Genomic DNA, 20,700 nt, shown 5'->3' with positions numbered 1-20,700 from the left:
ACCAAGCAATAGGGAAATACCATGAGTGAAACAATCGAAAAGCGGCTAAGCGATCTGGGCGTGGCGCTTCCTGTCGCCGCCGCGCCCGCCGCCAACTACGTGCCCTATTGCAGGACCGGCAACCTGCTGTTCACCGCCGGGCAATTGCCGCTCAAGGAAGGCAAGCTGCAGGCCAGCGGACTGCTTGGCCGCGATGTAGACACGGCAGGCGGTAGGGACGCGGCAAAATACTGCGCGATCAACATCCTGGCGCAGGCCAAGGCAGCGCTCGGCGACCTCGAGAAGATCCGCCGTCTGGTGAAAATCACCGTTTTCGTCGCCTCCACACCCGAATTTGTCGAACAGCATCTGGTTGCCAATGGCGCTTCCGATTTCCTGGTCGCGGCCCTTGGCGAGCGCGGCAAGCATGCTCGCTCCGCCGTCGGCACGGCCTGCCTGCCGCTTAATGCCGCAGTGGAAATCGAAGCCGTCTTCGAAATCGAATGAGCCAGGGGACAGATATGACCGACCTATCCTGGCTGACGGCCCGGCCCGTCGCCCATCGCGGCTTCCACGACATGAACAAGACGCGCTGGGAAAACACGCTTTCCGCCTTTGCGGCGGCAGCCGAGCGCGGCTATGCCATCGAATGCGACGTGCATCTGTCGTCCGACCGCGTTCCGGTCATCATCCATGACGGCGATCTCAAGCGCCTGACCGGCCAGGACGGCTTCGTCTGGCAGCGCACCGCGGCGGAACTGGCGACGCTCAGGATCGGTGGCTCGGCGGACTATGTGCCGACTCTGGAGGAAGCGCTCGCCCTGATCGACGGCCGCGTACCACTGGTCGTCGAACTGAAGGGCGTGCCCGGCTATGACGAAGGCCTGGTAGCGAGCGTCGGCAAGATGCTCAAGCGCTACAAGGGCAAGGCGGCGATCATGTCGTTCGACCACTGGCTGGTCCGCGATTTTCCGAAAGACGCGCCAGGCATTCCAGGTGGACTGACCGCCTACGGCAAGGACGTCAAGCTGATCGAGGCGCATTTCGCCATGCTTGCGCACGAGATCGCCTTCACCTCCTACGCCGCCGGCGACCTGCCGAACCGTTTCGTCAGCTTCGTGCGGGAAAAGCTGAAAATGCCGGTTATCACCTGGACCGTGCATGACCAGCCCGCGGTCGACCTGACCTTCAAATATGCCGATCAGATGACGTTCGAGGGTTTTGAACCCGATCTGGTCAAAGTCGCCTGAAGTCGAGTGTCTGAAACGTGACTTGTACCAAGCCGGACGGAGCTTAAATAAGCCTCATGGATCAAGGCGACGAGGGTGATGGCCAGACAGCGAATGCGGACTATTCGATCCGCGTCGCCGCTGGCATCGGCGCTTTCACCCCAGAGGAATGGAACAGCTTTGCCGGAACTGCGCGCGGCGATGCAGAAACCAATTACAATCCTTTGGTTTCCTTCGCTTTTATGAGCGCACTTGAGGATTCCGGATGCGCCGTGCGGCGCACCGGTTGGCAGGGCCACCACCTCAGGCTGGAGGATGGGCAAGGCAGATTGCTGGGTGCGGTGCCCTGTTATCTCAAATCGCACAGTCAGGGCGAATATGTGTTCGACCATGGCTGGTCGGATGCGTACGAGCGTGCCGGTGGCCGCTACTATCCAAAGCTGCAAAGTGCTGTGCCGTTCTCCCCGGTCACCGGCCCTCGCCTGCTGGTCACCAAGGGCGAGGATATCGTCACCGTCAAGGCCGGTTTGGCGGCAGGCCTGAAAGCGGTCACGCAAAAACTCGGCGTCTCTTCCGCGCATGTCACCTTCGCGCAGGAGAGCGACGTGGAGGTGCTTGAAGCAGCAGGTTTCCTGCACCGCACTGACCAGCAATTCCATTTCTTCAACGAAAGCTTTTCAACCTATGACGACTTCCTCGCTACCCTTGCCTCGCGCAAGCGCAAGGCGATGAAGAAGGAAAGGCGCGAGGCGCTTGCCGACGGCATCACGATCGACTGGCTGACCGGCAAGGACCTCACCGAAAAGGCCTGGGACGATTTCTTTGCCTTCTACATGGACACCGGCAGCCGCAAATGGGGCCGGCCCTATCTCAACCGCCAGTTCTTCTCGCTGATCGGCGAGCGCATGGCCGATGACATCCTGCTGGTGATGGCCAGGCGCAACGGGCGCTACATCGCCGGCGCCATCAATTTCATCGGCTCCGACGCACTCTATGGCCGCAACTGGGGCTGCATTGAGGATCATCCCTTCCTGCATTTCGAGGTTTGCTACCATCAGGCGATCGACTTCGCCATCGAACGCAAGCTGAAGGTGGTCGAGGCGGGCGCGCAGGGCGAGCACAAGTTGGCGCGTGGCTACCGGCCGGTGACCATGCATTCCGCGCACTACATCGCGCATCCCGGCCTGCGCAACGCCGTCGCCGACTATCTCAGGCGCGAGCGTCACGAGGTGGAGCGGATGAGCGAATATCTGGAAGAGCACACCCCGTTCCGCAAGGATCTGGAGGAATAGCAACAGGGCTGCCCTGATGAGCAGGGTCGACTTCGCCCGATCGTCTTGCCGACTTTCCACGGCTTCGCTACACGAAAGGCACAATCCGGAGCGTTCGCCATGGCTGAGGCCGCCTATGACACCGACAACATTTTCGCAAAGATCCTGCGCGGCGAAATTCCTTCGCACCGCGTCTACGAGGACGAAGCGGTCATAGCCTTCATGGATGTGATGCCGCAGGGCCCGGGCCATACGCTCGTGGTTCCGAAGGCGCCGTCGCGCAACCTGCTCGACGCCGACCCGTCAACATTCGGGCCGCTTTTCACCGTCGTTCAGAAAGTGGCGCTGGCGGTGAGAGAGGCCTTCGGCGCCGACGGCGTCACCGTCATGCAGTTCAATGAACCGGCATCGGGGCAGACCGTCTATCATCTGCATGTGCATGTCATCCCGCGGTTCGACGACATTCCCCTGAAGCCGCACACAGGCGGGATGGAGAAGCCGGAGATTCTGGCCGGCAACGCCGAAAAGATCCGCACTGCGCTCGGAAATTGAAGAGCGAGAGTCCGCCGACGTGCTGGACGGTCGAGGGTATCGAACCGACAAGCGCCGTTCGGCTCCAGAAGACGATTTTTCTAGTGCCCAGCCGGTCGCATGCAGCGCGGATTCAACAGTTTGCAACTCTAATCGTCTGATTAGGAAATATCGAACCATCTCACGGTAAAACGCTAAAGCGTGACGAGCTGGGGTTTCAAACCATGGAAAATTCGGTTGCGGCGTCGACCCCCTTGACGAGGGCAATTGTCGGGCGTGCTTTTCTTGGCACCCTGGCGGATGCCTTTTGGCGACACCGGCTGCTTCAGGCCATGGCTGCCGCTGCGCTGATTCTGGCAAGCGCGGTCGGGTGGCATACGGGAAACATGCCCGATTTCGGGGCACTAGAGGAATACGCTCAGTATCTTTTCATCGCCTTCTGGATTTGCGGCTCCGTCTTTGCACTTGGGATGTTTTTCCATCTTGCGCTGGTCAAGCGGGATACCGAGCCCCTCGGAACCTTCCTCCGATCGCTGGGCAGCTTCTTTGGCGACGCCGAACGCACTGCCAACAGCCTGAACGGCCTGGCCGCGAGTCTTGCCTTCATATCCGCCTTCGGCGTGTTGAAGGGAGCCATCGCGATCCTTTCCCCATTTGCATGGGACAAGGCACTGGCCCACGCCGATCGAATACTGCACTTCGGTCGAGCCCCGGACGAATGGCTATGGTTCATCGTCCAGTCGCCACTTGCAGTGAGAATGCTCAACATCGCCTACAATTTCTGGTTCATCGTGCTCATCACCACGGTTTTCACCGCGTGCATCACGCGCAACGATACGAAGCTTCGTCACCAGTTCCTGCTGAGCTTCATGCTGGTATGGACGCTAGGCGGCTTTTTGCTGGCGATGGGGGTGTCGTCGGCAGGACCATGCTTTTACGAGCGGCTTGGGCTCGGCAGCGACTTTCATCCCCTCATGCAAGCCCTCGCCGCCGCCGATCGCATCTATCCGATCTGGGCGCTCAGCACGCAGGACATGCTGTGGAACGGCTATACCGGCGTGACCGACGGCAGCATCGGGATATCCGCCTTCCCGTCCATGCATGTGGCGATGGCGGTGCTTTTCTCTCTCTACGCAACGCGCCGTTCCCAGTTGGCTGGTCTTCTTATGTGGGCATTTGCCGGTGTCATCATGGTTAGCTCGGTCGTGCTTGGCTGGCATTATGCCCTGGACGGCTATGCGGGCGCGCTCATAGCAATCGCGATCTGGAAGGCGTGTGGGTATTTCCTGATCCGTTTCGACGCCCACACGGGCGGGATGGAAAAGCCCGACGTGCTGTTGCAGAACGCCGAAAAGACACCGGCGGCCCTGCAAAGCTGACGCCGCAATCGCCGACAACTGGAAAACGGTTCTAGTCGGCGGAGGTTTGAGCCAGTTGCTCGATTGCGCTCAGCCGGGCGATGCCCTGCTCCAGCTGCTGGCGGATCGTATCCGCGCATTGCTCAGGACCCAGAAGCGAGGTGTCGACTTCGAGATCGTAAACGCCTGGCCGGTGCACCTCTTCCTGCCACAGACGCACGGGCAATGGCGTGGGATCATCAGGCGAGCCGGTCACATATCCCTTGTCCGCCGGGCTGGCCGCACGCCTCTCCATGATGATTTCGATCGGGCAGCGAACGCCGACAAGCAGCACCGGCAGGCCAGCGAGCCGGCGGGCGCAATCGACGAGGCAGTTGAGGGGTCTCGAATAGGCATCGTGGTGGCCGACATCCGCCACGACATTCAGTTCCAGCCGGCTGTGGGCGGCTATCGATTCGTAGAGCGCGGCGTAGAGTTGCGGCACGAGGCCCTCGAGGTCCGGACGCTCGCCGCCGGGCCGCAATCCTATTCCAGACCGATAGCGCGCCGGCGTGGCCTGCTCGTAAACGTCGACACCGAGATTGATCCAGACGCCATCGAAGCCCTCCTGAATAGCCTTGGCGACGCTTGATTTTCCCGATCGCGGCGCGCCGTTCAGGATGATGATCTGGCCGGCCATGCGTCACCTCATGTTCCAATGAAAAAAAGCCCCGTTTCCGGGGCTTTTTCGACTTTCGTAAGGCTCAGTTCTTTCGTGGCAGTTGCGGCACGAGGCTGCGCTTGCCGCCGTCCTTGCCCTTGGCCTCGGGCTTCTGCGCCACCAGCTTCTTGGCCACGGGCTTCTTCGCCACGGCCTTTCTGGGCTTCGGGGCTTCTTCCGGCTCTTCCTTCTTCGGCTTGACCGGCGCCTCGTCGGCGAGCGATTCGAGCTTCAGGCCAGTCTCGCCGGTTTCCTTCTTCTCGACGGTGACACGCACCGTACCGCCCTTCTTGAGCTTGCCGAACAGCACCTCGTCGGCCAACGGCTTCTTGATGTGCTCCTGGATGACCCGGCCGAGCGGCCGCGCTCCCATGCGCTCGTCATAGCCCTTGTCGGCGAGCCAGGCGATCGCATCCGCCGACAGGTCGAAGGTGACGCCACGCTCGGAAAGCTGGGCTTCGAGTTGCATGACGAACTTCTGCACCACCTGATGGATGACTGGCACCGGCAGCGAGCCGAACGGGATGATCGCATCGAGACGGTTGCGGAACTCCGGCGTGAACAGCCGGTTGATCGCCTCGACATCGTCGCCTTCGCGCTTGGTCGAGCCGAAGCCGATCGCCGCGCGCTGCGCATCCGACGCACCCGCATTGGTGGTCATGATCAGGATCACGTTGCGGAAGTCGATCTGCTTGCCGTTGTGGTCCGTCAGCTTGCCGTGGTCCATCACCTGCAACAGGATGTTGAACAGGTCCGGATGGGCCTTCTCGACTTCGTCCAGCAACAGCACGCAATGCGGATGCTGGTCGACGCCGTCGGTCAAAAGACCGCCCTGATCGAAGCCGACATAGCCGGGAGGAGCACCGATCAGCCGCGACACGGTGTGGCGTTCCATATACTCCGACATGTCGAAGCGGATCAGTTCGACGCCGAGTGAGGCGGCCAACTGCTTGGCCACTTCGGTCTTGCCGACACCGGTCGGCCCGGAGAACAGGTAGGAGCCGATCGGCTTCTCCGGTTCGCGCAGTCCGGCACGTGCCAGCTTGATCGCCGAGGTCAGCGCGCTGATGGCGGTGTCCTGACCATAGACGACGCGCTTCAACTCGATATCGAGGCCTTGCAGCACCTTCTCGTCGTCGGCCGAAACCGTCTTCGGCGGGATGCGGGCCATGGTTGCGATCGTCGCCTCGATCTCCTTGATGCCGATCGTCTTCTTGCGCTTGGCTTCCGGCACCAGCATCTGCGAGGCGCCGGTCTCGTCGATCACGTCGATCGCCTTGTCCGGCAGCTTGCGGTCGTTGATGTAGCGTGCCGACAGCTCCACCGAGGCCTTGATCGCCTCATTGGTGAACTTCACCTTGTGGAACTCCTCATAATAAGGCTTCAGGCCCTTCATGATCTCGATGGCGTCCTCGATGGTCGGCTCATTGACGTCGATCTTCTGGAAGCGCCGCACCAAGGCACGGTCCTTCTCGAAGAACTGGCGGAATTCCTTGTAGGTGGTCGAGCCGATGCAGCGGATCGCACCCGACGACAAGGCCGGCTTCAACAGGTTGGACGCGTCCATGGCGCCGCCCGATGTGGCCCCTGCCCCGATCACCGTGTGGATCTCGTCGATGAACAGCACGGCACCTGGATAGTCCTCAAGCTCCTTGACGACCTGCTTCAGCCGCTCCTCGAAATCGCCGCGATAGCGCGTGCCGGCAAGCAGCGTGCCCATGTCGAGCGCGAAGATGGTGGCATTGTACAGCACTTCGGGAACGTCGCCCTCGACGATGCGCTTGGCCAGACCCTCGGCGATCGCCGTCTTGCCGACGCCGGGATCGCCGACATAGAGCGGGTTGTTCTTGGAGCGGCGGCACAGCACCTGGATGGTGCGGTTGATCTCGGATTCGCGGCCGATCAGCGGATCGATCTTGCCGGCCTTGGCCTTGTTGTTGAGGTTGACGCAATAAGCGGTCAGCGCATCCTGCTGCTGCTTCTTCTTGCCGCCTTCCTCTTGTGGCTCGGCGCCGTTCTGGCCGCCCTGCTCGTCATCGGCGCCGCGCGGCGAGCGTGTCTCCGACGCGCCCGGACGCTTGGCAATGCCGTGCGAGATGTAGTTGACCGCATCGTAGCGGGTCATCTGCTGTTCCTGCAGGAAATAGGCCGCATGGCTCTCGCGCTCGGCGAAGATGGCGACGAGCACGTTGGCGCCCGACACTTCCTCGCGGCCAGACGACTGCACATGGATCACCGCGCGCTGGATGACACGCTGGAACCCGGCCGTCGGCTTGGAGTCCTCGTCGTAACCGGTGACGAGGTTGTCGAGCTCGGTGTCGATATAGGTGAGCACCGTGTGCTTCAGCTCATCGAGATCGACATTGCAGGCGCGCATGACGGCGGCCGCCTCGGTGTCGTCGATGAGCGCGAGCAGCAGATGTTCAAGGGTTGCGTATTCATGGTGCCGCTCATTGGCGAGCGTCAGCGCCTGGTGAAGCGCCTTTTCCAGGCCTTGGGAGAAAGCCGGCATGTTACCTCACTTCTTCTCCATCACGCATTGCAGCGGATGCTGATTCTGTCGGGCGAAATCCATGACCTGGGACACTTTGGTCTCGGCCACCTCGAATGTATAGACCCCGCACTCGCCCACTCCATGATTGTGAACATGAAGCATGATGCGTGTGGCGGCTTCGCGGTCCTTCTGGAAAAAACGCTCCAGCACGTGAACCACGAACTCCATGGGCGTGTAGTCGTCGTTGAGGATGAGGACCCGATAAAGACTGGGCTTCTTGGTTTTGGTTTTGGTCCGCGTGATGACGGCCGTCCCACGGCCGGCTTCATTGCCGTTGCCGTCGCCGTTTTGCATCCGCACCACGTGTCTCGTGGCAGTCAAACCGATCGTCACGTATTCCTGCCTCTTTCGAATCCCCATGCGAGTTCGACATGTAGGTGTTCGATGGACGATTTTAAGCCCTTCTGTTTAGCTGACAATATGGCTAGGTGGCCAAACTTGGACGATTTTCGCAATCGTGAAGGCGCGCGAGGCCCTGGAACGGCAATCGGCATGAAAAAACCCGGCCGCGTTTCCGCAGCCGGGCTTTGTCCCGGTCCCAAAGGGCCGGATTTGGGTCGCGTCAGGCGAAATGACTCCGCCCGGGCGGAATTACTTCGCCTTGGCAACGATCGATTCGAACGGCTTGTACGCTTCCTTGGCGAGTTCGGCATAGAGGTCGCCAATCTTGGTGGCCTCGGCGACGAACGCCTCGTAGGACTGCTTGGCATAATCCGACTGGATCTCGATCGCCTTTTCCAGCGACTTGGCCGAAAACAGCTTCTCCACAGTGGCGCTGCCGGCTTCAAAACTCTTCTTGGTGTATTCGCCAGCCTCGGTCGCGATAGCCTGCGCGCCCTTGGAGAGCGACGCAAAGCTCTTCAATCCGGTGTCGGCGAACTCTTTGCCGTATTTGCTGAAGTCCTCATAGGTCTGGGTCATTTCACGATTCCCTTGACGGTTGAGGCGTCCTTCTTCGGGGCGCCCTTGTGCAATGCAAGATAATAATTGTGCGACGCACAAAAGTCAATATTTCACTGGCGTGCGGACCCGCCTGCGCACCCAATGGCTAAAAATCGAATAAAGAGAGCTTCAAGCCCGAAGAAAATGGTGAACGCGGCGGTTACCATAAACGGATTGGTAACGCTGCCCCAGTAGCTTGGCCGGAAGCGAGGCAGGACCCTTTGCCGCCTCCAGCGCAACGAAGAATCCAAGGGAAGTATCAGTGCGTAAGGCGTTGTTGGGCATCGTTTCCAAATCCACCTCCCCTCTCAAGACGATGATGATCATCGCCATGGCGATGGCTTTCGTTTGTGGCGACGTTGCCTCGTCACTGGCTGCCAAGCAGGCAGCCATTGTCGTGGATGCCAAGACTGGCAAGGTGCTCTACTCCGCGGATGCCAACGGCAGGCGCTACCCGGCCTCGCTGACCAAGATGATGACGCTCTATCTGACCTTCGAGGCGCTGGCGAAGGGCAAGATCAGCAGGAACTCGCAGGTTGTGTTTTCGGCCCATGCCGCGGCCGAGCCGCCGACAAAGCTCGGCGTGAAGGCAGGCGGTTCGGTTACGGTCGAGACCGCGATCCTGTCGATGGTTACCAAATCGGCAAACGACTCGGCAACCGCGCTCGGCGAATTGCTCGGCGGCAATGAAACAACCTTTGCCCGCATGATGACCGCCAAGGCGCGTGCGCTGGGCATGAACGGCACCGTGTTTCGCAACGCCAATGGCCTGCCCGACCCCGGCCAGTTCACCACCGCGCGCGACATGGCGACGCTCGGCATCGCGCTGAGGGAGCACTTCCCACAGTATTACGGCTATTTCTCGCAGCGCTCCTTTCTTTACGGGCGCCAGCGCATTAACGGCCACAACCGTCTGCTCGGACGCATCAAGGGCGTCGACGGCATCAAGACCGGCTACACCCGCGCCTCCGGCTTCAACCTCGTCTCGTCGGTTTCCGACGGCAATCGCCGCATCGTCGGCGTGGTCATGGGTGGCACCTCGGGCGGCAGCCGCGACAACCAGATGGCCAACTTGATCAACACTTATTTGCCGAGGGCATCGACCCGCGGCGGCGGCGACCTGGTGGCCAAGGCCAGCGGCAACAATCCGATCACCGCGCTTGCCAAGGTGTTGCTGCCCAAGCACGACGCGCCGACGCCGGACGACAAGCCGATGGTCGAAGACGATGCCATGGCGTCCAACGACGATCCAACAGCTACGGACGCTACCGACGAGCAGACAACGGCCGCGGTCGAGGAGACAGCGCCCGTCGTCAAGACCAGGAAGGTCAAGACCGTCATCGTGTCGGCCCCTCAAATTGCCACTGCCCAGGTCGTCGCTGCCTATGCCGAGCCAACGCCGGCGGCCGTCGACCCGGTCAACACGGCGTCGGTGCCGTCGGGCTGGGCTATCCAGGTTGCCTCGTCGCCAAAGCAGTCCGAAGCCCAGGCCTTCCTCGACAAGACCACCAAGCACGCACCCAAGGTGCTGGCCAATGCGTCCGGCTTCACCGTCGCCTTCGACAAGGATGGCGTCACCTACTACCGCGCCCGCTTCGGCGGCTTTGGTTCGAAGACCGCGGCCTGGAAGGCCTGCACCGCTTTGAAGAAGAAGAACATCGAGTGCTACGCCGTCCAGCAATAGGACGGCGTGGAAGTCATCTCCCGGAAAAGTTCTGCATCGAAGGAGACTAGTTGTGATTGGAGAGCAAGACGTCCTTGGCTTCGTTAATCCGCGCCGCCAGGAAAGACGTGCCGCCGATATCGGGGTGCAGGCGCTGCATCAGGCGGCGGTGCGCCTTGCGGACATCCGCCGCGGCGGCCCCCGCTTCAAGACCAAGGACCTTGTAGGCCTCCTCCTTAGTCATGGCGCCCGGACCTGGCGCAACACCCAGCCCTTCGCCACCGTTCGTCTCAGTGTTTTTGCGCCAGACGGGAAATCTGCCGTCAAGATACGTCTCTAGCAACTGCCGGCTCTCCGGATCTCCGGAAAGTTCCCGGTAGAGATGCTGCAATTCCGCCAGCCCCATCGCGCCAAGCATCTTGCCTTCGTGGCGGCCCGCCAGGACCAGTCCTTCGAGGCCGCCGGTATCGTGATCAAGCTCCATTTCCAATGCCGCGGTGCGCACCGTCGAACGCTTTCCCGGTGCCACCCAGGTTGGCTGGCGTTTCATGCGCATGGAACCATACCAGGCAAGTGCCGCGGTGAGGATCATGCCGCCGATGCCTTCACGGCCAACCACAAGCACGGCGACGCCGACAAGTGCCAGAAGCGCCGGCCCAAGCGTTCGCATCGTGCTCGCCAATTTCGCTGGCTCGGCGCGCAGAAAGATCGTCGCCGCGCCGAGAAGCAGCAGAAGCAACGCTACAAGACCGATGATTGCGCCCATTATTTTATTTTCCGCTGCCCCGCAGATGCTCGATCATTAGCCGGTCTTCCGGCCTGGCCCTGGCTTCGAGTGCCTTCAACCCGCCGGTCGCAAACACGGCGACGGCTGAAAGCAGTCCTGCCAGGGTCGCGGCAGCCTGCCGATCGAATCGGAACCAAGCCCCTTTGGACAGCCGCGCAACCTCCTTGAACGCCTTTTCTGCGCTGGAATCATGGCCCTCCTGAAAGACGAAGACAGGAACGCCATGCAGGCCGAGGCTGCCGGCCTTTTCGGCCAGATCGTCGATATCCTCTTCCACCGCATCGCCGATATAGACCAGCGCATTGACCTTGGCGGCCGCCGTCTGTTTCAGCGCATGCGCCAGCACCTTGCCGATCTGGGTGTGGCCGCTACGGCATTCGATCCGCGTCATCAGCTGCTTCAAGGCATTGGTGTCGCTCACGAAAGCGGACGAACGGCACTCGCCGAGACCGCGAAAATAAACCAGTTGCACGCTGAGGGTTCCAGCCTTGCCGACGGCGTCGAACATCTGGCCTTGCAGCGTGCAGGCCAGATCCCAGGTCGGCTGGCGGCTCATCGTCGCGTCGAGCGCAAGGATCAGCCTGCCCGAACCGGTCGCCGACGCGGCAAGTGTCTTCGCCTGACGAATGAAGGCGTCGATCTCGCCGGCGTTGGATTGAGGCTTGATCGGCGCAGGATTGGCCCTCGCGGGCACGGGCTGCTTCTTGTCGCTCATAAAAACAAGATGTGGCGTTGTCACATCGCTTGCAAGCCCCACATCGGGCGGCACAAAGGGCCAGACGGTGATGCCACCTGGGGTCAGAGCAGGCCGAGATCGGCAAGCTCGCGCCTGAGTTTCGGCGGCATCTCGATCAGCCCGGCCTTGCCCTTGCCAAGATCGAGCGGCGCGTCCGCCGGCTTCAGATAGCGCCAGCCCTGAAAGGCCCGGCGCGGCTGCCAGTCGGTTCGAACAACCTCGGGGTCGAGAATCAGGTGGCAGCGGCCGATGCCTTCACCATCGGTGAACGGCCGGATCTCGGTGATCAGCTGGCGGCACTGCACGTTACCCTTGATTACCCAGTAAAGCGAACCGCCATCGGTAACCTCGGCGCCGCGCGTCGGCATCATGCGGGTGGTGTGATACTGCTCGACCGGCTCACCGGCGCGCCGCCGCTCGTCGAGGCGGAAGGCAATCCACTCTTCGAGATCTTCGACGCTGTCGCAGCCGACACAGAGTTTTATGAGATTGAGAGACATCGCTTAAGGTTTAGTCCGGCACGCGGACGCGTCAACGGCCTGATCGACTTCTCCACAGTGCCAGTATCCGAATATCAAGCCTGCACCAAAGAGCCCGTTTCGAAATTCGCTCCGGCGAGTCATATGGTGGTGGTTTCGAGAACCGGAGCGCAGCGGACATTCAGGTCCGTGAGCACCGGAAGCGCAGAAAACGCCGCCAGATGGCCGCCGGAGTGGATTTCCAAGCGGGCTCTCAGCACTCCACGACATTGACGGCTAGCCCGCCAAGGCTGGTTTCCTTGTACTTCTCGTTCATGTCGAGGCCGGTCTGGCGCATGGTCTCGATCGCCGCGTCGAGCGGCACGAAATGGATGCCGTCGCCCTTGATGGCCAGCGACGCGGCCGTCACTGCCTTGACCGCTCCCAGCGCATTGCGCTCGATGCACGGCACTTGCACCAGCCCGCCAACCGGATCACAGGTCATGCCGAGATGATGTTCGAGCGCGATCTCGGCGGCATTCTCGACCTGCTCGGGCGTACCGCCCATGACGGCGCACAGGCCAGCCGCGGCCATCGCCGACGCCGACCCTACCTCACCCTGGCAGCCGACCTCGGCGCCCGAGATCGAGGCATTGCTCTTGATGATGCCGCCGACGGCGGCGGCCGTCAGCAGGAAATCGCGGATGCTCGGCTGGTCGGCCTCGGGATGGAAGTGCAGCCAGTAGCGCAGCACCGCCGGCAGCGTGCCGGCAGCGCCATTGGTCGGCGCGGTGACGACGCGCCCGCCGGCCGCATTCTCCTCGTTCACCGCCATGGCGTAGATCGACAGCCAGTCGTTGGCGAGCAAGGGATTGGGCTTGTTCCGCTGCCATTGCTCCTGCAGCTTGTCATGCAGCATGCGCGCCCGCCGGCGCACCTTCAGCCCGCCCGGCATGATGCCGTCCTGCGACAGGCCACGGTCGATGCAGCCCTTCATGGCGCTCCAGATGCCGTCGAGGCCGGCGTCAAGCTCCTCGCGCGACATCTGCGTCTCCTCGTTGACGCGTTTCATGTCGGCGATGGAAAGGCCGCTTTTGCCGGCCATGGCCAGCATCTCGACCGCGTTCCTGAAGGGATAAGGAACTTTCTTGCCTTCTGATGTCACCGATCCTTTGGCCTTCATCCGCTGCAGCTCTTCTTCCGAAACCACGAAGCCACCGCCGATCGAATAATAGATGCGCTTGAGCAGCAGGCGGCCGCCAGCGTCATAGGCATAGAACGCCATGCCGTTCGCGTGACCGGTGAGCGGCGTCTTGCGGTCCAGCACCAGATCGGTGGCCGGATCGAAGCGATAGGAGGGATGGCCGGGCGGCGAAATGCGCTTTTCGGCGGTGATGCGGCCGGCAATGCCATCGGCCTGGTCGGGATCGACCGTCTGCGGCGTCAGACCTGCAAGGCCGAGCACGACCGCACGATCGCTGCCGTGGCCGATGCCGGTGTAGGCGAGCGAACCGTGCAGGCTGGCGCCGAGCCGATCGACCTTGACGCCGGCCGGCCGCGGCCAATCATTTCCCGCGACCTCGTCGAGAAACCGCGCAGCGGCGGTCATCGGCCCCATCGTATGAGAGCTCGAGGGTCCGATGCCGATCTTGAACAGGTCGAAAACCGAAAGGAACACGCGGCGTTGTCTCCTGGAGTCAGGTCGAGGACTACATATAGGAATTCCCAGGATGTTTCCGCTCTTTTGGAAATCGCGGCGCTGCACCCGCCGACCTTGTTTGCTCCGGCAGCGACATTGGTGCCGACCGCTGTATGCGGATATCGAAGCGATCGCGCTGAATGTGATAAATTCGGGCCATGGGCGATTCCCTCGATCTTTCGACAGCCGATCTCGCGGCGCTGGCTTTCTTCCTCGTCGCGTGGCTGCTGCACACGTTCGCCTCCGACGGCAAGCTGATCAGCCGCGTGTCGCTGACGACGGCGATGAATGCACAGCGGCAAGCCTGGATGCGGACCATGGCCGAGCGCGAGATCCGCATCGTCGACACCGCCATCATGAGCGGCCTGCAGCAAGGCACCGCCTTCTTCGCCTCCAGCTCCCTGATCGCGATCGGCGGCTGCTTTGCCCTGCTCGGCGCGTCCGACCGGGTTCTTGAAGTGCTGAGCGACCTGCCCCTGGGCGGCGCGCCGTCGCGCGCGGCCTTCCAGATAAAGGTGTTCGGGCTGGTGCTGATCCTGGCGTTTTCGTTCTTCAAATTCGGCTGGGCTTACCGGCTGTTCAACTATTGCACGATCCTGATCGGCGCCGTGCCGATCCCGCATGGCGAAGCGTCGCGCAATCCGGTCACCGAAACGGCGGTGTGGCGCGCGGCACAGATGAACATGCTGGCCGGAAAGCACTTCAACTCCGGCCTGCGCGGCGTGTTCTTCTCGATCGGTTATCTCGGCTGGTTCGTCGACCCCATGGTGTTCGTGTTGTCGACGCTGTTGCTGCTGGCGGTGCTGGTGCGGCGCCAATTCTTCTCGGCCGCCAGACAGGCGGTGATCGGTCAGCCTCCAGGAAAAGGCTGATCGATCCGCCCTGACAGCCAGTAGGCGATCAAACCGATCCATTCGCGGATGGCCGTGGTGGTGGCCTGCAGCGAATCGGCTGGATTGTCGCGGAACAGGCCGATGCCTTCCCGTCCCGAGGTGCGATAGTCGACGGGCCAGGGAACAGTCGCGAAGCCGGCCTTGTCGAACAGTGCCTTGGCGCGCGGCATATGGAAGGCCGAGGTCACCAGCAGCCAGGTCTCGCCGGGCTTGGGCGTTACCAGTTCCTTGGTGAAGACGGCATTCTCATAGGTGTTGCGGGATTTGTTCTCGAGGATCAGACGATCGGTCGTTATGCCAAGCGCGGTGAGCAGACGAGGCGCGGTGGCGGCGTCACCCTCGCCTTCGAGAAACAACTCGCCGGTGCCGCCGGAGACGACGACCTTGGCGGTGGAAAAGCGCCGGGCCAGAATCGCCGTCTCGACCATCCGATCGCCGCCGCTGTTCAGCTCATAGCCGCCGCGCACCAGATTGATGGCGCCCTCGAAGCCGCCGCCGAGCACGACGATGCCGTCGACCTTCTGCGGCAACGGCGGCTTGGGAAAACGCTCTTCGAGTGGATTGAGCATCGTCGCGCCAAGCGACGTCCAGGCTGACAGCGCAAGGATCAGAAATGCCAGCGCGCTGCCGGTGACCGCCAGCCGCCGGCGGCCGATCAGGGCCGAGAGCAGTCCCGCCAGCAGCAGGAAGATCGCCAGGTTGAGCGGCTGGATGAAGAACCAGAAGATCTTGGAAAGATAGAAGAACATCGCTCACCCCCCTCGGACGAGCGGCATCCTTACCACCATTTTTCCGGCTGAAATGTGCCGGCGGCCTGCTCGATGACGGCAGCGGTCTGGAACAGGGTTTCCTCATCGAACGGCCGGCCGATCAGCTGCAGCCCGAGCGGCAGGCCCTTTGAGTCGAGCCCAGCGGGCACAGCGATGCCCGGCAGGCCGGCCATGTTCACGGTGACCGTGAAGATATCGTTGAGGTACATCTTGACCGGATCGGCGGCCATGTCCTCGTCGGCGATGCCGAAGGCGGCGGACGGCGTTGCCGGGGTCAGGATGACATCGACGCCGGCGGCGAAGACAGTCTCGAAATCCCGCTTGATCAGATTGCGCACTTTCTGCGCCTGCAGATAGTAGGCGTCATAATAGCCGGCCGACAGCACATAGGTGCCGATCATGATGCGGCGCTTGACCTCGCGGCCGAAACCGGCGGCGCGGGTCTTCTCATACATGTCGACGATATCCTTGCCCGGCACGCGCAATCCGTAGCGGACGCCATCATAGCGGGCGAGGTTGGACGAAGCCTCTGCGGGCGCCACGATGTAATAAGCGGGCAGCGCGTATTTGGTATGCGGCAGGGAAATGTCGACGATCTCGGCGCCGGCGTCCTTCAGCCAGGCAATGCCCTTCTGCCACAGCGCCTCGATCTCTTCGGGCATGCCGTCGACGCGGTATTCCCTGGGAATGCCGACCTTCATGCCCTTGATAGGCTTGCCGATCACCGCCTCATAGTCCGGCACCGGCCGGTCGACCGACGTCGTGTCCTTGGGATCGACGGACGCCATCGATTTCAACAGGATCGCGGCATCGCGCACGTCGCGCGCGATCGGTCCGGCCTGGTCGAGCGACGAGGCGAAGGCGACGATGCCCCAGCGCGAGCAGCGGCCATAGGTCGGCTTGATGCCGACCGTACCGGTGAAGGCGGCCGGCTGGCGGATCGAGCCGCCAGTATCCGTCGCGGTCGCGCCAGCACACAGGAAGGCCGAGACTGCGGTTGCCGAACCGCCGGAAGAACCGCCCGGCACCAGCTGCGCATTGTCCAGGCTGCGCTCGGTCCTGGTGCCGCCGGCAGAGACGAAGCCGCCGTCGCCCTGATGCGTCGTTGGCATCACCACCGTGTCGAGGCGCGAACGCCGCCACGGATTGATGACCGGGCCATAGTAGGACGTCTCGTTGGACGAGCCCATGGCGAACTCGTCCATGTTGAGTTTGCCGAGCATGACGGCGCCGTCGGCCCACAGATTTGATGTAACGGTCGATTCGTAGCGCGGCTTGAAACCATCGAGCACATGGCTGCAGGCCTGGGTATGGACGCCTTCGGTGCCGAACAGGTCCTTGATGCCGAGCGGGATGCCTTCCAGCGCACCGCCCTCGCCCTTGACCAGCCTTGCGTCGGACGCCTTGGCCATGTCGCGCGCCTTGTCGCCGGTCACCGCGACATAGGCATTGAGCGCGGGATTGGCGCGATCGATGGCCAAGAGATAGGCCTCGGTGATCTCGGTCGCGGTGATTTCCTTTCCGCGCAGCTTTGCGCGGGCCCGTGAAATTGTCAGCTGGGTCAGATCGCTCATCAAAGGCTCTTTTCGTAAAACACCGACCACTCTGAATCGGGATAATCCAGCACCGGGCCGCAGCGCGAGAACCCGGCGCGTTGATAGACGGTCCACGCAGCGGGATGACGGTCGCCCGTCTCCAGCACCAGGCGCTTCAGCCCCTCATTGCGCGCCAGCGCCTCGACCCGCTCGACGATTTTCGCGCCGATCTTCTGCCCGCGATGCGACGGCCGCGTGTACATGCGCTTGACCTCGCCGACGGCGCCATCATGGCGTTTCAGGGCGCCGCAGCCGATCGCCAGGCCATTATCGCGGGCGATGAAAACGGTCGTATCCTCACTGGCCATCTGCTCGACCGTCAAATGGTAGCAATGCTCCGGCGGCGTCAGTTCGAGCAAGGTCTCGTTGAGTTCCTTGACCAGCCCGCGCACATCGTCCTGCAGTGGCGTTTCTATGGCGATCTCGATTGCCATCGGCCGGCTACTCCACGACCTTCGGCACGAGGAAGAAATTCTCTTCGGTCGCCGGTGCGTTGGCGACGATGTCGGCCGCCTTGCCGCCGTCGGTGACGACATCCCTACGCTTCTTCATCTCCATCGGCGTCACCGACGTCATCGGCTCGACGCCGGAAACATCGACCTCGTTCAGCTGTTCGACGAAGCCAAGAATGGCGTTCAGCTCGCCGGTCATGCGTTCGGCATCTTCTTCGCTCACCGCGATGCGGGCGAGACGCGCGACGCGCTTCACTGTTTGAAGATCTACGGACATATTTCTGCCTCGGGGAAAACCAGTTCGGGCTATAGCGGCGGCGCGCGCGGTGCGCAACATGCATCATGCGAGAGACCAGGCCGTGGCGGCCCGGCTCTTCGGCCATCGGTCCACGGACAAGGTGTGTCTATGGCAGGGCAACGCCCTCGCACAGATAGTAGCTGCCACTGTTGCCGCTTGCTTCGCTTTCGTCGTCGACCGGCCGGACCGATACGAGGTCGACTTGCTTCGAGTTCATTTGCGTCACCGAGAGGACATCGGGAAAGACATAGCCCGGTTCCTGGCAGATGGCCGTCACCGCCCAACTCGGCGAAGCCGTCGCCTTGCTGATCTGCAGAAACTCGCAATTGTATTCAACGCTCTGCAGGCCGTGCGCCGAAAGCACGATGTTGCCGGCATCGATCAGCGTTTGCAGCGCGTCCTTTTTGGCCTGTTTGCAAAGTTCCTCGGACTGAAGGTAGACGCCCTCGATGAAATCATCCGCGGCGAGCGCGGGTGACACCGCGACAAACATGGACACGCAAAGAGATCGCCCCAACACCATGGATTTATTCCGCTTTAGCTGCCTCTAAATTGTAATCGTCTCACCGATTTTCGGCAATGCCACCGTCACGCCGGATCCTTCCAGGCCGGCTTCGAACTTGTCGGCGGTCGGATCGATCATCGGAAATGTACCGAAGTGACAGGGAACCACGGTGTCGAACTTGAAGAAGCGGCGGCAGGCAAGTGCCGCCACCGCACCGCCCATGGTGAAGCGATCGCCGATCGGTACGATGCCGATCTTCGGTTCATGCAACTCGTTGATCAGCGCCATGTCGGAAAAGATGTCGGTGTCGCCCATGTGGTAGAGGGTTTTGTCTTCCGGGAAATGCAGGACGAGGCCGCCCGGATTGCCGAGATAGGTGTTCTGGCCCCCCTCGCCAGGGAACGAGGACGAGTGCAGCGCCTGGACGAAAGTGGTGGTGAAGCTGCCGCAATCGACGGTGCCGCCGATGTTGCCTGGATTGATCTTCTTGTCGCTGACACCCTTGCCGATCAGATACATGCAGATCTCGAAATTGGCGACCAGCTGGGCGCCACTCTTGCCGAGCACTTCCACGGCGCCGCTAATGTGATCGCTGTGGCCATGCGTCAGCAGCACATGCGTGATCCCCTCAGCCGGTCCCTCCCAGCCGCCCGTCCAGGACGGATTGCCGATCAGATAGGGATCGATGAGTATCTTGGCATCAGCCGTTTCGATCCGAAAGGCCGAGTGGCCGTACCAGGTCAGTTTCATGAATGCATTCCTCGATTTTTGTCTTGCCAAAGGATAGAACGTCGATAGCCCGGAGATCAAAGGGTTACAGTGTCCATTGCGTGTTTGACAAAACACGTGGTGGTGAAGGGCGAAGGACGGCCGGTGGGCATTATCGCGATCGAGGAATTGCCGGCGCGGCTAACCGGCGGCAAGACCCTGGCCGGGCTTGACCTTGGCGACAAGACGATCGGCGTCGCGGTCTCGGACCAGAGGTTTTCCTTCGCCCATCCGCGCCCGGTCATCATGCGAAGGAAATTCTCGCTCGATGCGGCGGTGCTGCTCGCCTTGCTGCAGAAGGAGAATGCCGGCGCGGTGGTGATTGGGCTGCCGATCAATATGGACGGTTCGGAAGGGCCGCGTGCGCAGAAATCGCGCGCCTTCGTCCGCAACATGGCACAGATGAGCGACCTGCCCTTCGTGCTTTGGGATGAAAGGCTATCGACGGTCGCAGCCGAAAGGACGCTGATCGAGATGGATTTCTCGCGCCGCAAGCGCGCCGGCAAAATCGATTCGGCGGCAGCCGCGTTTATTCTGCAGGGAGTTTTGGACCGGCTTCAGTCGCTCCACGCATCCGCTCGAACGCAACCGGACCCGCCCAGCGCTGTTTGACCCAGCCGGCGATTTCGCGGCGACGGCGGAATGCCCAAAGCGCCATCAGCAGAAACCCGTCAAAGATGCACGTCTTCGCCACCATGCCGGGGATGATCGCCGGGTCGATGCCGAGCATCTGACCATACAACTGGAAGAAGAAGTCGTGCATCTGTCGGCTGAGCATCGTGTAGCCGAAATTGATGTCATTGGCCGACAGATAGAACCAGCCCCAGAAAATCGCCATCGGGGCCGCCCAGAATGCGAAGATGTAACGCATCAGCGGCCTCCCCTGGGATTGGAGCCTGTCTTGGAGACCGTTCGGCCCGATATGAGTGAAAGCAGCGAATTGTGGGCCGCGGCCTTTGCCATGCCGTGCGCGACGGCGCGGACTTCGCCCTCGCCCGAAGCAACTGCCGCAACCACGGACCGCCGCTCGGCAAGCATGGCGACATAGGACGCCAGAAGTGCCGCCAACTGCACGGCGACAGCCATGAACAGCCCGTTGATGCCCTGTGCGGCGCCACCGATGACGATCAGCGACAACACGCCGGACGCGGAGATGAAGGCGATGCGGGCAACGCCGTCAGCGCCCTGGCTGGCTGCGTCGTTGATCAGGGCTTCGACAAAGGCCCAGAAGAACAGCACAGAGACGACGAGCAATGCGGTGGCAAGCGGCGCCACGACAACGACGTTGTCGAGGTCGACGAAGCGGGTGCCCTCGATTGTGGTACCCAATACGCCGAGCGCCGCCGCCACGCCGCGATTTCCATCGATGCAGATGAGCGCAAGCAGGGCGAAAACGATCGCCCAATGCAAGGCCAGAAAAGAGGTCAGTAGCTGTCGCATCGGTGTTCCTGCTTCGCCAAGCAAGGGACGGTCAATTTGAACCATTCCCTGCTTCGCCAGGACAGTGGGCTT

24 protein-coding genes are annotated in these 20,700 nt (G+C 61.9%); 8 read left to right on the top strand and 16 right to left on the bottom strand.

Annotated features, from left to right (window positions below; all coding sequences use genetic code 11):
• The first annotated feature begins 21 nt into the window (after nt 1-21).
• From ASD99_RS31560 to ASD99_RS31540, 5 genes are all read left to right on the top strand, one after another.
• The gene (locus tag ASD99_RS31560; RefSeq protein ID WP_056587567.1) at nt 22-486 is read left to right on the top strand and encodes a RidA family protein; all 465 of its coding nucleotides are present in this window, start codon (nt 22-24) and stop codon (nt 484-486) included.
• A 14-nt stretch (nt 487-500) separates the two neighbouring features.
• Nucleotides 501-1,229 carry a glycerophosphodiester phosphodiesterase gene (locus ASD99_RS31555; protein WP_056587564.1) on the top strand — a complete coding sequence of 243 codons (729 nt, stop codon included), beginning with the start codon at nt 501-503 and terminating at the stop codon, nt 1,227-1,229.
• 56 nt (nt 1,230-1,285) lie between these two features.
• On the top strand, nt 1,286-2,500 hold the full coding sequence (locus ASD99_RS31550) for a GNAT family N-acetyltransferase (protein ID WP_057146006.1): 1,215 nt from the start codon (nt 1,286-1,288) through the stop codon (nt 2,498-2,500).
• Between the two features lie 99 nt (nt 2,501-2,599).
• Complete coding sequence (locus tag ASD99_RS31545; protein ID WP_057146005.1) at nt 2,600-3,031, top strand: HIT family protein; 432 nt, start codon at nt 2,600-2,602, stop codon at nt 3,029-3,031.
• Between the two features lie 203 nt (nt 3,032-3,234).
• A complete protein-coding gene (locus ASD99_RS31540; RefSeq protein WP_244482859.1) occupies nt 3,235-4,389 on the top strand; it encodes a phosphatase PAP2 family protein in 1,155 nt (384 codons plus the stop codon).
• 31 nt (nt 4,390-4,420) lie between these two features.
• Here ASD99_RS31540 and ASD99_RS31535 read toward each other — a convergent pair whose 3' ends face one another.
• The 4 genes from ASD99_RS31535 to ASD99_RS31520 form a co-directional block, all read right to left on the bottom strand.
• The gene (locus tag ASD99_RS31535; RefSeq protein ID WP_056587556.1) at nt 4,421-5,047 is read right to left on the bottom strand and encodes a chloramphenicol phosphotransferase CPT family protein; all 627 of its coding nucleotides are present in this window, start codon (nt 5,045-5,047) and stop codon (nt 4,421-4,423) included.
• 64 nt (nt 5,048-5,111) lie between these two features.
• Complete coding sequence (clpA, locus tag ASD99_RS31530) at nt 5,112-7,580, bottom strand: ATP-dependent Clp protease ATP-binding subunit ClpA (protein ID WP_057146004.1); 2,469 nt, start codon at nt 7,578-7,580, stop codon at nt 5,112-5,114.
• A gap of 6 nt (nt 7,581-7,586) precedes the next feature.
• Complete coding sequence (clpS, locus tag ASD99_RS31525) at nt 7,587-7,916, bottom strand: ATP-dependent Clp protease adapter ClpS (RefSeq protein ID WP_056587551.1); 330 nt, start codon at nt 7,914-7,916, stop codon at nt 7,587-7,589.
• A 297-nt stretch (nt 7,917-8,213) separates the two neighbouring features.
• The gene (locus ASD99_RS31520) at nt 8,214-8,543 is read right to left on the bottom strand and encodes a phasin family protein (protein WP_056587548.1); all 330 of its coding nucleotides are present in this window, start codon (nt 8,541-8,543) and stop codon (nt 8,214-8,216) included.
• A gap of 283 nt (nt 8,544-8,826) precedes the next feature.
• On the opposite strand from ASD99_RS31520, the gene ASD99_RS31515 reads away from it, so the two are divergent.
• The gene (locus tag ASD99_RS31515; RefSeq protein WP_056587547.1) at nt 8,827-10,248 is read left to right on the top strand and encodes a D-alanyl-D-alanine carboxypeptidase; all 1,422 of its coding nucleotides are present in this window, start codon (nt 8,827-8,829) and stop codon (nt 10,246-10,248) included.
• A 46-nt stretch (nt 10,249-10,294) separates the two neighbouring features.
• On the opposite strand, the gene ASD99_RS31510 is transcribed toward ASD99_RS31515, so the two are convergent.
• From ASD99_RS31510 to ASD99_RS31495, 4 genes are all read right to left on the bottom strand, one after another.
• Nucleotides 10,295-10,993, bottom strand: coding sequence for a DnaJ domain-containing protein (locus tag ASD99_RS31510; RefSeq protein WP_057146003.1), 699 nt, complete (start codon nt 10,991-10,993; stop codon nt 10,295-10,297).
• A gap of 4 nt (nt 10,994-10,997) precedes the next feature.
• The gene (locus ASD99_RS31505) at nt 10,998-11,729 is read right to left on the bottom strand and encodes a hypothetical protein (protein WP_056587533.1); all 732 of its coding nucleotides are present in this window, start codon (nt 11,727-11,729) and stop codon (nt 10,998-11,000) included.
• Nucleotides 11,730-11,812: 83 nt separating this feature from the next.
• Nucleotides 11,813-12,250, bottom strand: a complete 438-nt coding sequence (locus tag ASD99_RS31500) for a DUF1489 family protein (RefSeq protein WP_056587530.1) — start codon at nt 12,248-12,250, stop codon at nt 11,813-11,815.
• Nucleotides 12,251-12,482: 232 nt separating this feature from the next.
• The gene (locus tag ASD99_RS31495) at nt 12,483-13,886 is read right to left on the bottom strand and encodes an L-serine ammonia-lyase (protein WP_056587527.1); all 1,404 of its coding nucleotides are present in this window, start codon (nt 13,884-13,886) and stop codon (nt 12,483-12,485) included.
• Between the two features lie 179 nt (nt 13,887-14,065).
• Here ASD99_RS31495 and ASD99_RS31490 point away from each other — a divergent pair, with 179 nt between their 5' ends.
• Complete coding sequence (locus tag ASD99_RS31490; RefSeq protein WP_056587524.1) at nt 14,066-14,779, top strand: DUF599 domain-containing protein; 714 nt, start codon at nt 14,066-14,068, stop codon at nt 14,777-14,779.
• On the opposite strand, the gene ASD99_RS31485 is transcribed toward ASD99_RS31490, so the two are convergent.
• The 6 genes from ASD99_RS31485 to ASD99_RS31460 form a co-directional block, all read right to left on the bottom strand.
• Entirely contained in the window at nt 14,758-15,549 is a 792-nt protein-coding gene (locus ASD99_RS31485; protein WP_056587521.1) for a YdcF family protein, read from the bottom strand. The genes ASD99_RS31490 and ASD99_RS31485 overlap by 22 nt on opposite strands.
• Before the next feature lie 29 nt (nt 15,550-15,578).
• Nucleotides 15,579-17,144 (bottom strand): amidase, encoded by a 1,566-nt coding sequence (locus ASD99_RS31480; RefSeq protein WP_056587517.1) that lies wholly within the window; start codon nt 17,142-17,144, stop codon nt 15,579-15,581.
• Nucleotides 17,144-17,599, bottom strand: coding sequence for a GNAT family N-acetyltransferase (locus tag ASD99_RS31475; protein WP_056587513.1), 456 nt, complete (start codon nt 17,597-17,599; stop codon nt 17,144-17,146). Before ASD99_RS31475 ends, ASD99_RS31480 begins: the two co-directional genes overlap by 1 nt.
• Nucleotides 17,600-17,606: 7 nt before the next feature.
• Nucleotides 17,607-17,894: an Asp-tRNA(Asn)/Glu-tRNA(Gln) amidotransferase subunit GatC gene (gene gatC / locus ASD99_RS31470; RefSeq protein WP_056587510.1), complete on the bottom strand. Its 288-nt coding sequence runs from the start codon at nt 17,892-17,894 to the stop codon at nt 17,607-17,609.
• A gap of 127 nt (nt 17,895-18,021) precedes the next feature.
• Nucleotides 18,022-18,408, bottom strand: a complete 387-nt coding sequence (locus ASD99_RS31465) for a hypothetical protein (RefSeq protein ID WP_056587507.1) — start codon at nt 18,406-18,408, stop codon at nt 18,022-18,024.
• Nucleotides 18,409-18,462: 54 nt separating this feature from the next.
• The gene (locus ASD99_RS31460; protein WP_056587504.1) at nt 18,463-19,170 is read right to left on the bottom strand and encodes a metal-dependent hydrolase; all 708 of its coding nucleotides are present in this window, start codon (nt 19,168-19,170) and stop codon (nt 18,463-18,465) included.
• 123 nt (nt 19,171-19,293) lie between these two features.
• Between ASD99_RS31460 and ruvX the strand changes: the two genes are divergently transcribed.
• Nucleotides 19,294-19,800, top strand: coding sequence for a Holliday junction resolvase RuvX (gene ruvX / locus ASD99_RS31455; RefSeq protein WP_056587831.1), 507 nt, complete (start codon nt 19,294-19,296; stop codon nt 19,798-19,800).
• On the opposite strand, the gene ASD99_RS31450 is transcribed toward ruvX, so the two are convergent.
• Both ASD99_RS31450 and ASD99_RS31445 read right to left on the bottom strand, forming a co-directional pair.
• Nucleotides 19,718-20,059, bottom strand: coding sequence for a DUF6105 family protein (locus tag ASD99_RS31450; RefSeq protein ID WP_056587501.1), 342 nt, complete (start codon nt 20,057-20,059; stop codon nt 19,718-19,720). The two genes, ruvX and ASD99_RS31450, sit on opposite strands and share 83 nt — an antisense overlap.
• Nucleotides 20,059-20,628 carry a hypothetical protein gene (locus ASD99_RS31445; protein WP_056587498.1) on the bottom strand — a complete coding sequence of 190 codons (570 nt, stop codon included), beginning with the start codon at nt 20,626-20,628 and terminating at the stop codon, nt 20,059-20,061. Before ASD99_RS31445 ends, ASD99_RS31450 begins: the two co-directional genes overlap by 1 nt.
• Nucleotides 20,629-20,700: the final 72 nt, after the last annotated feature.

Origin of the sequence: Mesorhizobium sp. Root695 (genome assembly GCF_001428185.1) — a bacterium.
Lineage (GTDB): Bacteria > Pseudomonadota > Alphaproteobacteria > Rhizobiales > Rhizobiaceae > Mesorhizobium.
Note: the sequence above shows the minus strand (reverse complement) of the source record. Positions and strands in the feature narration are given on the sequence as shown.

Bases quoted from the DNA above. Each gene is read 5' to 3' on its own strand.
- ASD99_RS31560 (WP_056587567.1), top strand. From the start codon at position 22: ATGAGTGAAACAATCGAAAAGCGGCTAAGCGATCTGGGCGTGGCGCTT.
- ASD99_RS31555 (WP_056587564.1), top strand. From the start codon at position 501: ATGACCGACCTATCCTGGCTGACGGCCCGGCCCGTCGCCCATCGCGGC.
- ASD99_RS31550 (WP_057146006.1), top strand. From the start codon at position 1,286: ATGGATCAAGGCGACGAGGGTGATGGCCAGACAGCGAATGCGGACTAT.
- ASD99_RS31545 (WP_057146005.1), top strand. From the start codon at position 2,600: ATGGCTGAGGCCGCCTATGACACCGACAACATTTTCGCAAAGATCCTG.
- ASD99_RS31540 (WP_244482859.1), top strand. From the start codon at position 3,235: ATGGAAAATTCGGTTGCGGCGTCGACCCCCTTGACGAGGGCAATTGTC.
- ASD99_RS31535 (WP_056587556.1), bottom strand. From the start codon at position 5,047: ATGGCCGGCCAGATCATCATCCTGAACGGCGCGCCGCGATCGGGAAAA.
- clpA (WP_057146004.1), bottom strand. From the start codon at position 7,580: ATGCCGGCTTTCTCCCAAGGCCTGGAAAAGGCGCTTCACCAGGCGCTG.
- clpS (WP_056587551.1), bottom strand. From the start codon at position 7,916: ATGCAAAACGGCGACGGCAACGGCAATGAAGCCGGCCGTGGGACGGCC.
- ASD99_RS31520 (WP_056587548.1), bottom strand. From the start codon at position 8,543: ATGACCCAGACCTATGAGGACTTCAGCAAATACGGCAAAGAGTTCGCC.
- ASD99_RS31510 (WP_057146003.1), bottom strand. From the start codon at position 10,993: ATGGGCGCAATCATCGGTCTTGTAGCGTTGCTTCTGCTGCTTCTCGGC.
- ASD99_RS31505 (WP_056587533.1), bottom strand. From the start codon at position 11,729: ATGAGCGACAAGAAGCAGCCCGTGCCCGCGAGGGCCAATCCTGCGCCG.
- ASD99_RS31500 (WP_056587530.1), bottom strand. From the start codon at position 12,250: ATGTCTCTCAATCTCATAAAACTCTGTGTCGGCTGCGACAGCGTCGAA.
- ASD99_RS31490 (WP_056587524.1), top strand. From the start codon at position 14,066: ATGGGCGATTCCCTCGATCTTTCGACAGCCGATCTCGCGGCGCTGGCT.
- ASD99_RS31485 (WP_056587521.1), bottom strand. From the start codon at position 15,549: ATGTTCTTCTATCTTTCCAAGATCTTCTGGTTCTTCATCCAGCCGCTC.
- ASD99_RS31480 (WP_056587517.1), bottom strand. From the start codon at position 17,144: ATGAGCGATCTGACCCAGCTGACAATTTCACGGGCCCGCGCAAAGCTG.
- ASD99_RS31475 (WP_056587513.1), bottom strand. From the start codon at position 17,599: ATGGCAATCGAGATCGCCATAGAAACGCCACTGCAGGACGATGTGCGC.
- gatC (WP_056587510.1), bottom strand. From the start codon at position 17,894: ATGTCCGTAGATCTTCAAACAGTGAAGCGCGTCGCGCGTCTCGCCCGC.
- ASD99_RS31465 (WP_056587507.1), bottom strand. From the start codon at position 18,408: ATGTTTGTCGCGGTGTCACCCGCGCTCGCCGCGGATGATTTCATCGAG.
- ASD99_RS31460 (WP_056587504.1), bottom strand. From the start codon at position 19,170: ATGAAACTGACCTGGTACGGCCACTCGGCCTTTCGGATCGAAACGGCT.
- ASD99_RS31450 (WP_056587501.1), bottom strand. From the start codon at position 20,059: ATGCGTTACATCTTCGCATTCTGGGCGGCCCCGATGGCGATTTTCTGG.
- ASD99_RS31445 (WP_056587498.1), bottom strand. From the start codon at position 20,628: ATGCGACAGCTACTGACCTCTTTTCTGGCCTTGCATTGGGCGATCGTT.